We start from the raw sequence: 15312 nt of genomic DNA, 5'->3' as shown, positions 1-15312 counted from the left end.
AATCCCCCTTGTGGGAGCGGGCCCACAGGACGGTGTCTCATCTGATCTCCAGCGTCGATTGCTGGCTGCCGTCAAGCGTCAGGTAGTCAACCAACTCAGGCAACGGCAGCGGTTTGCTGATCAGGAAGCCCTGCACCTGGTCGCAACCGAAACCCCGGAGCAAATCCAGTTGTTCCCGGGTTTCCACCCCCTCCGCTACCACTTCCAGCTTGAGGTTGTGGGCCAGGTTGATCATGGCGTGGACCAGCTTGCGGTTTTCTTCGCGTTGCTCCATTCCACCGACAAAACTCTTGTCGATCTTCAGCAAGGCGATCGGCAGGCTGTTGAGGTGCACGAACGAGGAGAACCCGGTGCCAAAGTCGTCCAGGGAAAAGCGCACGCCCAGCCGCCCCAGCGCATCCATGGTCTGCTTGACCAATTCGCTGCGACGCATCACGGCGGTTTCGGTCAGTTCGAATTCCAGCCATTGCGCCTCGACCCCGCGTTCGGCGATCAGCCTGCTCAGGGTCGACAGCAACTGGCTGTCCTGGAACTGCCTGAACGACAGGTTGACCGCCATGTGCAATGGCGCCAGCCCCCGCTCACGCAATGCCTGCATGTCCCGCAGCGCCCGGGAAATCACCCAGTAGCCCAGCGGCACGATCAGGCCGCTCTGCTCGGCCAGCGGCACGAACTCACTCGGCGGCAGCAGGCCACGCTCGCTGTGACGCCAGCGCACCAGGGCTTCGAGGCCGACGATGGTGCCGCCGTCGAGGTTCAACCGGGGTTGGTAATGCAGCTCCAGCTCGTCGCGACGCAGCGCCCGACGCAGTTCGCTTTCCAGATCGGCGAGACTGCGGGCATTGCGATTGATGCGTTCGTTGAAGATGTGAAAGGTACAGCCTTGGGTGCTCTTGGCCTGCTGCATGGCAATATGGGCATGCCACATCAAGGGGTCGGCGCCCGCCTGGGCACGCGCATGGGCAATGCCCAGGCTGCAACCGATCAGCAGGCTCTCACCATCGACCCAATAAGGTTCGGCCATGGCTTCGGTAATACGCTCGGCCATCCACTCGGCCCGCTGGGGCGCGCGACGGGTGTCGATCAGCAGGGCGAATTCATCGCTGCCCAGTCGCGCCAGTTGATCGCCGGCCTCAAGCGAGCCCTTGAGCCGCGACACGACCTGCAGAATCAAGCGGTCGCCGGCCTGGTGGCCGAGGGCGTCGTTGGCGTGGCGAAAGTTGTCCAGGTCCAGGTGACCGAGGGCCAGGCCACGCCCATCGTTTTCAGCCAGGCGTGCCGCCAGCAGGGTCTGGAATCCCTGGCGGTTGGCGATGCCGGTCAGTGGGTCCTGTTCGGCGAGGCGCTGCAAAGTGTTTTCCAGCACGCCGCGTTCGCGCACATGGCGCAGGCAACGACGCAGGGTCGCGGTATCGAGGGCATCATGCGCCAGCCAGTCGCTGACTCCGTCGGGGGGAGTCGCCGGTTCGTGCTCGAGCAACAGGACAGTCGGCAAACGGCAACGACCCGGCGCCGGCTGCAATGCGGCAATTGTCAGCAGTATCGCATTGCGGTTGTCTTCGAACAGGCTGCTGACGGACTCCCAGCTGGGTGCACTGATCAACACGATCGAGGGCCCCAGGGGCGCCAGGCACTCGCGCAAGATCGCTGACCACTCAGGCGTTTCGGCCAATAACAGCAAACGCAAGGGTTCGACAGGCGTTGACAAGCTGACTCCCTAGACTCTGCAAGGTGGTTGGCGCGGGCATTATGACCTGCCGGTGGGCAATGACCAATGCCAATGCTTCTCAAACACGTATTTGCGGCGGATTTTCTTCCATTCGAAGTCGTACGTTAGACGCCAATACACCCCACATCCTGCGTGAAAGTGGCAAAAGCGGCAAATGACAATCCTGTGTGCGTCACAAGTCGGACAGAGCAGCACAATTCTCTGAGCCTGTTAAAATGCCGGCCCATTTGCAAACGACTCCCTGACCCTGTCATGTCCCGACTCAATCCCCGGCAGCAAGAAGCCGTGAACTATGTCGGCGGCCCTCTTTTGGTGCTCGCCGGCGCAGGCTCCGGCAAGACCAGCGTGATCACTCGCAAGATCGCGCACTTGATCCAGAACTGTGGCATCCGCGCCCAGTACATCGTCGCCATGACCTTCACCAACAAGGCCGCCCGGGAAATGAAGGAACGGGTCGGCACGCTGCTGCGCGGCGGTGAAGGTCGCGGCCTGACGGTCTGCACCTTCCACAACCTGGGCCTGAACATCATCCGCAAGGAACATGCGCGGCTGGGCTACAAACCGGGCTTCTCGATTTTCGACGAGACCGACGTCAAGGCCTTGATGACCGACATCATGCAGAAGGAGTACTCGGGCGACGACGGCGTGGATGAGATCAAGAACATGATCGGCGCCTGGAAAAACGACCTGGTGCTGCCACCGCAAGCCCTGGAAAACGCCCGTAACCCCAAGGAACAGACTGCCGCCATCGTCTACGCCCACTACCAGCGCACGCTCAAGGCGTTCAACGCGGTGGACTTCGATGACCTGATCCTGTTGCCGGTCAAGCTGTTCCAGGACCACGCCGACATTCTCGAAAAATGGCAGAACAAGGTCCGCTACCTGCTGGTGGACGAATACCAGGACACCAATGCCAGCCAGTACCTGCTGGTGAAGTTGCTGATCGGCAAACGCAACCAGTTCACCGTGGTAGGCGACGACGACCAGTCGATTTATGCCTGGCGCGGCGCACGGCCGGAAAACCTGATGCTGCTCAAGGAAGACTACCCGTCGCTCAAAGTGGTGATGCTGGAGCAGAATTATCGCTCCACCAGCCGCATCCTGCGCTGCGCCAACGTGCTGATTTCCAACAACCCCCACGAATTCGAAAAACAACTGTGGAGCGAAATGGGCCACGGCGACGAGATTCGGGTGATCCGTTGCCGCAACGAAGACGCCGAAGCCGAGCGCGTGGCCATGGAAATCCTCAGCCTGCACTTGCGCACCGACCGGCCGTACAGCGACTTTGCGATCCTGTATCGCGGCAACTACCAAGCCAAGCTGATCGAGCTGAAATTGCAGCACCATCAGATCCCTTATCGCCTCTCGGGCGGCAACAGCTTTTTCGGACGCCAGGAAGTGAAGGACCTGATGGCCTACTTTCGCCTGATCGTGAACCCGGATGACGACAACGCCTTTCTGCGGGTGATCAACGTCCCACGCCGGGAAATCGGTTCGACCACCCTGGAAAAGCTTGGCAACTACGCCACCGAACGAAAGATCTCGATGTACGCCGCCACCGATGAAATCGGCCTGGGCGAGTACCTGGACAGCCGTTTCACCGATCGCCTGGCGCGCTTCAAGCGCTTCATGGACAAGGTCCGCGAACAGTGCGCCGGCGAAGACCCGATCTCGGCGCTGCGCAGCATGGTCATGGACATCGACTACGAAAACTGGCTGCGCACCAACAGCTCCAGCGACAAGGCCGCCGATTACCGCATGGGCAACGTCTGGTTCCTGATCGAGGCATTGAAGAACACCCTGGAAAAGGACGAAGACGGCGACATGACCGTCGAGGACGCCATTGGCAAACTCGTGCTGCGCGACATGCTGGAACGCCAGCAGGAAGAGGAAGATGGCGCCGAAGGCGTGCAGATGATGACGCTCCATGCCTCCAAGGGGCTGGAGTTCCCCTACGTGTTCATCATGGGCATGGAAGAAGAAATCCTGCCGCACCGCTCCAGCATTGAAGCCGACACCATCGAGGAAGAGCGGCGCCTGGCCTACGTCGGTATTACCCGGGCCCGTCAGACACTGGCCTTCACTTTCGCCGCCAAGCGCAAGCAATACGGCGAAGTGATCGACTGCGCCCCGAGCCGCTTCCTCGATGAGCTGCCGCCGGACGACCTGGCGTGGGAAGGCAACGACGACACTCCGAGCGAAGTCAAGGCCGTGCGTGGCAACAGTGCCCTGGCCGATATACGCGCCATGCTGAAACGTTAGAATCGACTACTTTTTACTGACCCCAGGCGCCGAAGGCGCCATCAGAGGAGGCTTCATGGAAGCCCTGCACCAGAAAATCCGTGAGCAAGGCATCGTGTTGTCCGATCAGGTCCTGAAAGTCGACGCGTTCCTGAACCACCAGATCGACCCGCAGTTGATGAAGCTGATCGGCGATGAATTTGCCGCGCTGTTCAAGGATTCGGGCATCACCAAGATCGTCACCATCGAAGCCTCGGGCATTGCCCCGGCGATCATGACCGGCCTGAACCTGGGCGTACCGGTGATTTTCGCCCGCAAGCAGCAGTCGCTGACCCTGACGGAAAACCTGCTGTCCGCCACGGTGTACTCGTTCACCAAGAGGACCGAAAGTACCGTCGCCATCAGCCCCCGTCACCTGACCAGCAGCGACCGGGTGTTGATCATCGATGACTTCCTGGCGAACGGCAAAGCGTCCCAGGCGCTGATCTCCATCATCAAGCAGGCCGGTGCCACCGTGGCCGGGCTGGGCATCGTGATCGAGAAATCGTTCCAGGGCGGCCGCGCGGAGCTGGATGCCCAGGGCTATCGCGTCGAATCTCTGGCGCGGGTGAAGTCGCTGACGGGTGGGGTGGTTACCTTCATCGAATAACCCCACCACTGATCGATGTGGGAGCGGGCTTGCTCGCGAATGCGGTGTGTCAGTCAAAATATTTCTGGCTGACACACCGCATTCGCGAGCAAGCCCGCTCCCACAAGAGGTTGCGGATGGCGGTTATTGCGCGGTGGCCTTGAGCCCCGCCAGCAACAGGCGCTGGAACAGGTCTTCCTTAATCCCGTCAGTGCTCACCAGCTGCATCCGCTCCAGATGTTCCTCGAACGCCGAGGGCTCCGGCGCGTCCAGGGCCGCCTTGCCCAACTCCAACATCTCGCTGAGCTTGAACTTGCTCTTGAGCCAGTTCAGCGCCCGCAACAGGTCGCGCTCTACGCCGTCGAAGTCAGAACCCAGCGGGTACTCGGGAAACAGGTTCGGATGCCGTGCCTGGATCGCCTGCAAACGCTGCGAGGTGTTGTCGGCGAATCGCGGATCGAGGCGGAACTCCTTCGGCAGCTTGCCGGCATTCTGCGCCTGCTCGATCAGCCCCGGCTGAAAGCGTGAGTCGCTGATGTTCAGCAACGCCTCGATCACCGCGGCATCCGTCTTGCCCCGCAGGTCGGCGATGCCGTACTCGGTCACCACGATGTCCCGCAGGTGCCGGGGAATCGTGCAGTGGCCGTACTCCCAGACGATGTTCGAGCTGATCTCGCCGCCGGCCTCACGCCAGCTGCGCAACAGCAGGATCGAACGGCCGCCCTCCAGCGCGTGGCCCTGGGCAACGAAGTTGTACTGCCCGCCTACGCCGCTGAGTACCCGACCGTCTTCCAACTGATCGGCCACGCCCGCGCCCAACAGGGTCATGGTGAAAACCGTGTTGATGAAGCGTGCATCGAGTCGCTGCAAGCGCTTGAGGCGTTCCTGGCCGTAGAGCTCGTTGATGTAGCTGATCCGCGTCATGTTGAATTCGAGCCGCCGGCTCTGGGGCAACTCATGCAAGCGCTGGTAAAAACTGCGTGGGCCGAGGAAGAACCCGCCGTGTATGCAGATGCCGTCGGGCTGCGCCGCTTCGTCGAGGGTCCCAGCGTTGGCTTGTTCCTGGGTGGGCTCGTCGGGGTAGACCCTGCGCCGGATGATCCCGGCCTCCGCCAGCACCAGCAAGCCGTTGACGAACATCTCACTGCAGCCGTACAGCCCTTTGGCAAACGGTTCGATGCCACCTTCGCGCTCGATCAATTGGGCCCATTGACTGAGATTCAGGTCTGCCAGCAACGCCTGGTAACCGACGTTATCGGCCTGACGCGCCAGCAGCGCCGCCGTCAACGCGTCGCCCATTGAACCGATGCCGATCTGCAAGGTGCCACCGTCGCGCACCAGGGTACTGGCGTGCAGGCCGATAAAATGATCCTGAAACCCCACCGGCATGTTCGGCGTGGAAAACAGCGTGTGGTTGTCCTTCTCGTCGATCAGCAGGTCGAAACCGTCGATGCCGACTTCGGCGTCGCCCGGCATGTAGGGCAAGTCGCTGTGCACCTGGCCGACCAGCAGGATGGTCTCCCCGGCCGCCCGCCGTTTGGCGATCATCGGCAGCAGGTCCAGGGTGATGTCCGGGTTGCAGCTCAGGCTCAGGCGATCCGGGTGTTGCGGATCGCTTGCCACCAACTGCGCCACCAGATTCAAGCCGGCGGCGTTGATGTCCCGGGCCGCGTGGCTGTAGTTGCTGCTGACGTAGTTTTGCTGGGCCGACACACTGTTCAACAGGCTGCCGGGCTGCATGAAGAACTGCTCGACGCGAATGTTCGCCGGCAAGCTGTCCTGCTGCAGATCCGCGAGGTAATCCAGTTCGGGGTAGTCGCCGAAGACCCGCTCGATAAACGGCTCGAGGAAGCGCTTCTGCAAGCCATCGCCCAGGTTGGGCCGACCCAGGCTCAGCGCCGTGTAGATCGTCAGCTGTCGCTCGGGCATCTGGGCGATGCGCCGGTACAGCGCGTTGGCAAACAGATTGGGCTTGCCCAGCCCCAGCGGCATGCCGAGGTGGATATGCGCGGGCAGGCGCTCAAGCACATCCTCCACCGCCTGCTCGATTGAACACAACTGCACCATCCGACCCTCCGGGACATTCCATGAATGTGGGTTGGACCGAGCTTGCCGGGTCTTGGTTGCGATGAACAGTAGGCAAAGGAGAAATGTATCAACTATTCAGGCACTTGAATCGTTTTTCCTGAATTGATCTCAACCAACCCTTCTTCCCACTCAGAACTATCCTACGCCGCCTCCTACAAACACGCTTGAGACAAAGAAACCACCCACACATATAGATCATCAGACCTCACACTAAAATTACAAATTTCACTCGACTATACCGGCCGTTTCCGATTGATTCTAATTTTACCGGGACTAATATCTATAACTAGACATTCAGAACAATATCCACACCGCAAAAAAAACCTTGGAAAGACTTTGTCAGCCCCAAAAACTTATAGCGAGGATTTTATATGGATAGCTCCTAACGTCAATTTCCCAGTAAGCCCACCCGCAATAACTAAACCGTGAATAAGAGCGCGGTTCAGCCAAACCCAATAAGGATAATATTGAGGTATATACATGCAAATTGACTTGCAAGCCATTCAGTGCGCCCGAACAAGTCTGTTCACTGCCAGTGCTCCAATTTCGTCACTGGTTATTCAGGCCTATAGCAATCTGACTGCCGCATCGAGTGGTACTCGCCCGTGCACAAGTTGCTGCACTCAGTGTTGGAACCAATGCTGCTTTGCCACATACGGCTAATCGTTAAATAGGTGGCCGACCCACTGTCGGCCACTTCCACATTTTTTCGGAGCAATCATGACAAAACCTTTAGACTTCTTAAGAGCGTCCGCACTAGCGGATATGAACGAACTACATACCGACTGCCCTGTCTGGCCGTATCTCGCGTACTACATACAACAAAGCAAACAAGCATTTAAAGACATTGATGGGCTGTCCGACAACGACAAGTCGACAATTATTAATGGCTTCCTTTGCAATTTAGCCTCCCGAATTACAGCAGCATCAAACAATGTTCTATTCACTGAACGTGACATTTTGGAAAAAACCGTTCCTCTTGGAAAAATAACAGTCAGAGAACATTATGAAATACTAAAAAAAACCGCACCTTACCTGCTGAACATATTAACAGCCTATCCGGAGCTAGATAGGTTATTAGAAAAGATGACAGATAACTTTATCGATCAAAGCTTCCGCTTAGCAAAAAACCTCTGCGCCGACAAAAACTCCTTATGCAAAATAGTTAATATTCATCAGCCTCATAGCTTGAAGCGATGTGACGTTTCAGAAGGCGAAACTCACAACGGATCCGCAACCGTATGCATATTGACGTTTTGTAACGGAGAGCGAATAGTTTATAAGCCAAGAAACCTAGAGCTCGAGTGTGCGGCATCTACATTACTAACAAATCTATCTGATGGCGCAGGTGAAGACTACGCCGACTGGACAATTCCTAGCTATATTATTGGTCCAGCACATGGGTGGACACAGTATGTAGAACAACAGTCAGCCGAGTCTGCTGATCAAGTGACTCAATTCTATAAGAGAGCAGGCTTTTTACTTGGTTTCTGCACCGTATTCACCGCATCCGACATTACATCTGACAATCTTATCGCCCATGCAAACAGCCCAATCCCTATCGACCTCGAGACAATTTTTTATAACGTTCTAAATACCCGCAGCATACCCAAAGAAATACGATGGAATTCCACTCAAACTAGTATGCTTCCCAATTGGACTTGGAAGGGAACCGATGGAATAGGAGTAGACTTAAGTGCTTTGGGAGGCTTAAAGGAGCAGTACGTAAGTTTAAACCTATACCAACATATAAAAGACAAACAAGGCAACGACAACTTTGGTATGGATGGGGTAAAAATCCTACCGGGACAAAATGTTCTATATCAGAGTGGTGACGCCGTTAAACCGTGGGAATATCAGGAAGAAATAATAGAAGGATTCCAGTGTTTTTTTCGTTTGGTAAGCGAGCAAAAGGCGTCGATTATCGAAAAAATCAGCCTTCTCGCAAATCTGCCGTGTAGATACGTCCCTAGAGCGACAGCGACATATCATTATGCCATTCAGTGTTCACTTCATGCCTCATTAATGACCTCCAGCGAAGACCGAAGAGCTTTTCTAAAAAAAATACTTGATAACGACACTGCGCCGGCCGTTGGTTTTTTGGACGCAGAAATAAAAGCATGTTTAGATTTAGACATTCCATACGCAAAAAGCCAAGTAGGTAATCTTGAATTCACTGAACCCTTTTATTTGGGCGAAGGGTATCTGAGTGATATCGATTATCTAGACGGATTATCCAACAGCATCAATTATCTACAAAACCTATCAGAGCAAAGACTGGCTTTTGAGATCAGCTTAATAAACAATACGTTGATCGCAATGCAAAACATGTACGAACATGATGAAAATCTCACCGATCATAAATTTCGCCAACATGACTGTCTCGATGAAGTAGGCGATCACAGCTTGGATTAAATACTAGATACGATCCAACAAGCACAACATAAAAACATCGATTTTTTAAAAAATAAAATTGCAACCGAATTATCCTCCAATGGCCTATGGCTAGGGTTTCACGCGTCACCGGGTGGCTATGTAGAATACTCAGAATTAGGGGAAGACTATTACTACGGTTTAACCGGGATCCTTTATGGATGTACCCTGGCCAGTCAGTGGGTAGCTATACCCCAAGCAGTTATTCACGCTTTACTTGACCAAGTGTATATAAGAGTTCACACAAAGCTTACCAACCCAGGCACCCATCTAGGTGGATTCCACTTTGGTCTTTCCTCTGCAATCCTACCATTGTACATCAGTCTCTCCCACTATAACGACAAGCGATGCGCTGACTTATTACTCGGTTATAAAAGCTACCTAAACTCTGTCCTCAATGAAAATTGGTGGCAAAAATACTTCTGGGGAAATGACCTGCTTTCCGGGACATTTGGAACACTGGCAGTGACCACTAAACTTTACGAACTCACCAACGACCCGGACTTTTCCTTACTTAGCAAAACACTTTACACAAAAATAGAATCTGAATTAGGCACCGTCGACGGTCGCAGGATAGTAACGTTCGACAAATCCATAACCAATCGCGATGATGGGTTGCTCAGCGGCATATCTCACGGCGTTATGGGATGCGCATATTCTATTTTTTATTTTAATAAAATCATCATGAACAGCACGTCAACTTACTCAATCTTCTTGGATTTATTAAGCTGGGAACTGTCTGAGTTCGATGTCGACATTGAAAACTGGCGAGATTACCGCAGGCGGTCTACTGACTCGTCACTTGGCGAGTTCGCCTGGAGTCATGGACTACCTGGCAACTATCTAGCACTCCATTACTTTGCCTCCGAAGGCGTTGTCGACGCGGCCAACTTCTTAGAAAGATTTCCTGCAAATAAAATATTTGCTTATGAGAACTTGCTCAGGCGAAAGCGACCCATTAATGATTCGCTTTGCCATGGAGCATACGGGCTATTGAATATAATAAAAAAATTAAACCCAGATGCCTCATTCGATCATCGAATTTATATTTGGGCCAATGTATTGAATCTGGCAGAACATGATGCGCGCGAATTGAGGAACCGATCTGCCGACCCCTTGGGTTTGTGGGTGGGAAAGGTAGGTTCGCTACTAGGAACAATAGGGATACTTAACAATGATTTTGAATTTCCATTTCTCGCCCATGAGATGAAGTATATATAATAATGATTTCAAATTTCAGGGTAATTTTAATGGGGATAGCTGTTGCGTTTACTAGCATCGCCTCCCCATATTTAATAGGCATGATAATCAATTTTTACACTCAATACGGCGAAATTGAAAACGTCGTTATTGTTGTGACCTGCTTGCTCATCACAACCAGTCCATGCGCAAGATTAGCGTCAAACCTATACATCCAGAAACTTTCTGCAGCCACTCGAAAACAGCTAAAATCCCAGCTAACAAACGCGATAATCCCCAACACAACCATTTCAAACTATGGCGAGGCAATCGATTTGATCGACGGCGATGTGGAAGGTGCAATCTACTTGTATCACCACATTTACCTGGACATCACCTTAAATCTCGGGATCCTTCTACCCTCTCTTTTCATAATTTTCTCATACAACACCCTAATCATCATCGCACCAATGGCTGCAATTTTGTACACGATCACAATCACAGTACTTTCACGGAAATTATATTCACGCTCACATGAACAATACGTCGAGGCAAACACCCTTCTAATTCGTAGTATCAGCACAGCAAAAAGTAGTGCTTCACGATCAAATTTTGATAAGCTTCAAGGTAACTGCGGCAAGATAGAACTTCTTTCATTATTCGCCAGAGGCAAAATATCACTTCTTGAGTTTTTCTCCAACCTCTCCTATTTGTTTGGCATCATTTTACTATTTTACCTTGGATCTAGCCTTATCATTGAAAGCACGTTGCCTATCGGTGATTTTGTTTCAGCAGCTATCTATTTAGAACGGGTGCTTCTGCCGACAGCCTCGCTCATCAACATCTATTACGCTACCAGCGAGGCGCGCTACCGTCGGAAGCGGATTAACCAACGTCTTCAGGAAACGCTTGATGAGTAAAATCCTTAGAAAACGCTTAACAATACTAACCTTTGTTACCCTATGCCTTATCTTATCGGCCGGCTGTCAACTGCTCATTCCTTATATTATTTCGGGAGGAATATCAAAAATAGCTGATACGGATTACATTATTAACCTATTACGAACCCTGACATTGATTTTTATCGCAAAAGGGGTTTTGCAAGGAATCGCAGATTGCCTTAGCGCCTATATTGAAACAACTTTGCGAATGGATCTAATCAAATACATTTGTGAGAACCACAAACATACAACATACAGCGCTTTCATGACACGCATAACAGAGGATGCAGAACGTATAGCCGCAGCAATATTGAGTTCTCTTTATTTCCTTGGCTCTACTCTACTGGCGCTATCCACCTCTTATTTACTTATTGTCGAGACCCCGTACTTCCTATTACCGTTATCAATCATTTGGTCGCTTACAGCATACCAATTAAAAAAGCACTCCTCAGGTACCGCCAGTCGCTACAAAAATGAGATAATTAAAGAAGAACAGTATAAACTGTCCGTTCTAAGACTAATCGAGCACTTTAGGTCCGTATCGCACAATGACATTCATGCACGGTACTCCTCACACCTTAACGAAGCGATAGCGGCCCGCTATGAGTACCAGAAACTAAACCTGCTAATCTGTTTTACACCTGAATTCTTTATTGCCATCACCACCGTATTAATTGTTGTACTTGTTGCAACCGTCTCTCCAGAGCTTTTTGGTTCAAAATACATTTACTATCTCGGGTACTTGGGGCTCTTTTCAATGGCAAGTCGTCATTCACTTGAAATTGCACTCTCTCTGGTCGGAGTCAATGAATCCGTAAAGCGAATTTTCGAGGGCGTATAAATGGATAATCTTTATCTACGGGAAGTCCGCGTAAAGCCCGGGGCCTGTATTCGCCCTTGTTTACGTAATTCATTTCCGATCATTTTCTCTCGCCGTGTAACCATATTCATTGGTGAAAACGGATGCGGAAAATCTACATTGCTAGAGAGTATCGCTGTCAAATTGGGATGTAACCCTGAAGGCGGAGGAAAAAATTTCATATTTAAAACAGAAGACACTCACTCTGATTTTTATCAAAAGCTAATACTCTCGAAGGGACACATAAAGGAAAAAGACCTGTTTTTTTATAGAGCAGAAACCTTCTATAATCTGAACACAGAAATTCGGCGTCTGGATGAAGAAAGGAGTTTTGGACCTGAGATAAAGACTTATTATGGCGGTCGAGACTTACACACCATCTCCCATGGGGAAGCCATGGAAAACCTTTTTCAATTCAGATTCAATCATAAAGGGCTTTATATCCTCGACGAGCCTGAAGCTTCTTTATCTCCGCAGCGGCAACTGGCTTTTATTCTGCGAGTTTTTGAGCTTGCCCATCAAGGGGCGCAGTTTATTATTGCTACTCATTCGCCAATCATCATGTCAATGCCGGGATGCGAACTACTTGAAATAGCTGATGGGACGATCAATAAGATACAGCCAACTGAAACAAACGCTTATAGCATCTATAAATCAGTCTTGAATTCGTCAGGGGACTTTTTAAGAAAGCTGGTCTTTGCCAAGGAAAATAGCTGAGTATCTTCGTATTCAAATTCACCCAGCCAAAAGCGGGCCTTTCGGCCCGCTCTAAACCTGCTTGATTTTTTACAGGCCGGACATCTCTTTGATGGCGCCCTTGAGCTCGTCATCCGAGCAATCGGCGCAGGTGCCTTTAGGCGGCATGGAGTTGATGCCGGTAATCGCCTTGGCGAGGATGCCGTCGAGACCGCCCTGGTGATCGGCACGCTCTTTCCACGCAGCCTTGTCACCGATTTTCGGCGCGCCCATCAGCCCGGTGCCGTGGCAAGCGCCGCAGTGCTTGGCAATCACGTCTTTTGGTGCCTTGGCCCCACCGGCACCACCCACCGCAGTGGCAACTTCCATGCCTTTGCATTCCTGCCCCTGAACGCAGACCTGTCCGACCGGTTCAAGGCGCTTGGCAATTTCGTCGTTGGTCGCCGCTTGGGCGCTGACTGCCCATAGGGCCAATACGGTTGCTGGTGCAGCCAGCATTTTCATAATTAGGTTCACGCGTACACCCTCAATGGTGGCTAGTCACGCCTGCGGCCACGGTTTGCAGGCGGGCGCAAGTATAGCGGTAAGCCCGTCACACTGAAACAACCCTAAAGTCACAAGGGTCTTGTTCGTGGTGGCCGCTTACCCCGTGGGCGCCTTGCCGTACAGGCTCGGCGCCTCTTTCCTTAGAAATTGGCCGGTGTGGCTGCGCTGATCAGTCGCGCCGGCGCATCGAACGGATTACGAAAACGATGGGGCTTGGTGCTTTCGAAATAGTAGCTGTCGCCCGCTTCAAGCACGAAGGTTTCGCCGCCTACGACCAGTTCCAGTCGCCCTTCTACCAGGATCCCGGTTTCCTCGCCCTCGTGGGTGAGCATTTCGTCACCGGTGTCGGCGCCAGGCGGGTAGATTTCATTGAGAAAGGCAATCGCCCGGCTCGGGTGTGCCCTGCCCACCAGTTTCATGGTCACGGCACCGTCGGAGATGTCGATCAGTTCGTTGGCTTTGTAGACGATCTGGGTCGGTTTCTCCTGAAGGATCTCCTCGGAGAAAAATTCGACCATGGACATGGGAATCCCGCCAAGGACCTTACGCAGCGAGCTGATCGAGGGGCTCACACTGTTCTTCTCGATCATCGAAATAGTGCTGTTGGTGACGCCCGCGCGCTTGGCGAGTTCACGCTGGGAAAGGCCTTTGAGTTTACGAATGGATTGCAGTCGTTCACCGACGTCCAATGCTGGAGCCTCCAGGGAATCAAATGGTGTGGAAAGTGAGCGTTATCATGGCGACAGCGTTCAGTATTTACAACACCTTGACCCGAATCCTGTGCGGTGAAGCGACTTCCGGTAGGGTGCGCCGCGTATCAGGCCCCGGAATAGAGCCGTGGCACCCGTCGCAGATTGCAGAAAATCTGGTAAGGAATCGTGTCGGCAGCCTTCGCCACGTCGCTGGCGAGCACGTTCCTGCCCCATAGCTCCACGGTTGAACCGAGCCCGGCCTGAGGAATGTGCGTCAGGTCGACACACAGCATGTCCATCGATACCCGCCCGACCAGCTCACTGCGTTGCCCAGCCACCCGCACCGGCGTGCCGGTGGGTGCCTGACGCGGGTAGCCGTCGGCATAACCCATGGCGACCACCCCGACCCGGGTCGGTTGCGTCGTCACGAAACGGGCGCCATAGCCCACCGGCTCGCCAGCAGGCAGCTCACGCACGCTGATGATCTTCGATTCCAGGGTCATCACCGGTTGCAGGCGCGAGGCGAGCGCATGGGCTTCCTCGAAGGGGGTGGCACCGTAGAGCATGATGCCCGGGCGCACCCAGTCGCTCGGCATCTGTGGCCAGCCGAGTACAGCGGGGGAATTGCGCAGGCTGATCTCCGCCGCCAGCCCGTGGCGAGCCGCTTCGAAAACCGCCAGTTGTTGGGTGCTGCTGGGATCGTGCAGCTCATCGGCACGGGCGAAGTGGCTCATCAAGACGATCTTCGCCACGTTGCCGCTGGCCAACAGGCGGCGATAAGCTGCTTGGTAGTCCGCCGGGTGCAAGCCAACCCGGTGCATGCCGGAGTCGAGCTTGAGCCAGACCGTAATCGGCTTGTTCAGCCGGGCCTTTTCAAGCGCTTCGAGCTGCCACAGCGAATGCACCACGCACCAGAAATCATGCTCGACAATCAACGACAATTCATCGGCTTCGAAGAACCCCTCCAGCAACAGGATCGGCCCACGGATCCCGCCGGCGCGCAGCTCCAAGGCTTCTTCGATGCACGCCACGGCGAATCCGTCCGCCGTGTTCTGCAGCGCCTCGGCGCAGCGCACTGCGCCATGCCCGTAGGCGTCGGCCTTGATCACCGCAAGGGCTTTGGCTCCGGTGACTTCGCGAGCCAATTGGTAGTTGTGACGCAGGGCTTGAAGGTCGATCAGGGCACGGGCAGGACGCATGGCGGCAGGCTTCTAGGCGATCATGAATGAAAAAACCGGTGGGTGGATGGCATGACCACCCCCGCACCGGGAGAGGGATCG

12 protein-coding genes are annotated in these 15312 nt (G+C 53.7%); 7 read left to right on the top strand and 5 right to left on the bottom strand.

What is annotated here, in order from left to right; translation table 11 throughout:
- Nucleotides 1-37: 37 nt before the first annotated feature.
- Nucleotides 38-1708: a putative bifunctional diguanylate cyclase/phosphodiesterase gene (locus J7E36_RS03055; protein WP_214999741.1), complete on the bottom strand. Its 1671-nt coding sequence runs from the start codon at nt 1706-1708 to the stop codon at nt 38-40.
- A gap of 273 nt (nt 1709-1981) precedes the next feature.
- Here J7E36_RS03055 and rep point away from each other — a divergent pair, with 273 nt between their 5' ends.
- Nucleotides 1982-3991, top strand: coding sequence for a DNA helicase Rep (gene rep, locus J7E36_RS03050; protein WP_214999739.1), 2010 nt, complete (start codon nt 1982-1984; stop codon nt 3989-3991).
- 55 nt (nt 3992-4046) lie between these two features.
- Nucleotides 4047-4619 carry a xanthine phosphoribosyltransferase gene (locus J7E36_RS03045; RefSeq protein WP_214999737.1) on the top strand — a complete coding sequence of 191 codons (573 nt, stop codon included), beginning with the start codon at nt 4047-4049 and terminating at the stop codon, nt 4617-4619.
- A 123-nt stretch (nt 4620-4742) separates the two neighbouring features.
- Here the strand turns inward: J7E36_RS03045 and J7E36_RS03040 are convergent, their stop codons facing one another.
- Nucleotides 4743-6665 carry an acetyl-CoA hydrolase/transferase C-terminal domain-containing protein gene (locus J7E36_RS03040; protein WP_214999735.1) on the bottom strand — a complete coding sequence of 641 codons (1923 nt, stop codon included), beginning with the start codon at nt 6663-6665 and terminating at the stop codon, nt 4743-4745.
- 741 nt (nt 6666-7406) lie between these two features.
- On the opposite strand from J7E36_RS03040, the gene J7E36_RS03035 reads away from it, so the two are divergent.
- From J7E36_RS03035 to J7E36_RS03015, 5 genes are read left to right on the top strand one after another with little or no spacing between them, the layout of a single operon-like run.
- Nucleotides 7407-9101 carry a DUF4135 domain-containing protein gene (locus tag J7E36_RS03035; protein ID WP_214999734.1) on the top strand — a complete coding sequence of 565 codons (1695 nt, stop codon included), beginning with the start codon at nt 7407-7409 and terminating at the stop codon, nt 9099-9101.
- On the top strand, nt 9102-10340 hold the full coding sequence (locus tag J7E36_RS03030; RefSeq protein WP_214999840.1) for a lanthionine synthetase LanC family protein: 1239 nt from the start codon (nt 9102-9104) through the stop codon (nt 10338-10340).
- A gap of 2 nt (nt 10341-10342) precedes the next feature.
- Nucleotides 10343-11218: a hypothetical protein gene (locus J7E36_RS03025; RefSeq protein ID WP_214999733.1), complete on the top strand. Its 876-nt coding sequence runs from the start codon at nt 10343-10345 to the stop codon at nt 11216-11218.
- Entirely contained in the window at nt 11211-12080 is an 870-nt protein-coding gene (locus J7E36_RS03020; RefSeq protein ID WP_214999732.1) for a hypothetical protein, read from the top strand. Before J7E36_RS03025 ends, J7E36_RS03020 begins: the two co-directional genes overlap by 8 nt.
- Nucleotides 12081-12815 (top strand): AAA family ATPase, encoded by a 735-nt coding sequence (locus J7E36_RS03015; RefSeq protein ID WP_214999731.1) that lies wholly within the window; start codon nt 12081-12083, stop codon nt 12813-12815. It abuts the gene before it with no gap.
- Between the two features lie 69 nt (nt 12816-12884).
- Here J7E36_RS03015 and J7E36_RS03010 read toward each other — a convergent pair whose 3' ends face one another.
- From J7E36_RS03010 to alr, 3 genes are all read right to left on the bottom strand, one after another.
- A complete protein-coding gene (locus J7E36_RS03010; RefSeq protein ID WP_214999838.1) occupies nt 12885-13298 on the bottom strand; it encodes a c-type cytochrome in 414 nt (137 codons plus the stop codon).
- A gap of 182 nt (nt 13299-13480) precedes the next feature.
- A complete protein-coding gene (locus tag J7E36_RS03005) occupies nt 13481-14029 on the bottom strand; it encodes a cupin domain-containing protein (RefSeq protein WP_092276228.1) in 549 nt (182 codons plus the stop codon).
- Nucleotides 14030-14157: 128 nt separating this feature from the next.
- Nucleotides 14158-15231, bottom strand: coding sequence for an alanine racemase (gene alr, locus J7E36_RS03000; RefSeq protein WP_214999729.1), 1074 nt, complete (start codon nt 15229-15231; stop codon nt 14158-14160).
- Between the last annotated feature and the right edge of the window lie 81 nt (nt 15232-15312).

The organism is Pseudomonas fluorescens (genome assembly GCF_018614775.1).
Taxonomy (GTDB): domain Bacteria; phylum Pseudomonadota; class Gammaproteobacteria; order Pseudomonadales; family Pseudomonadaceae; genus Aquipseudomonas; species Aquipseudomonas fluorescens_BY.
This window is presented reverse-complemented; position numbering and strand designations above follow the sequence as displayed.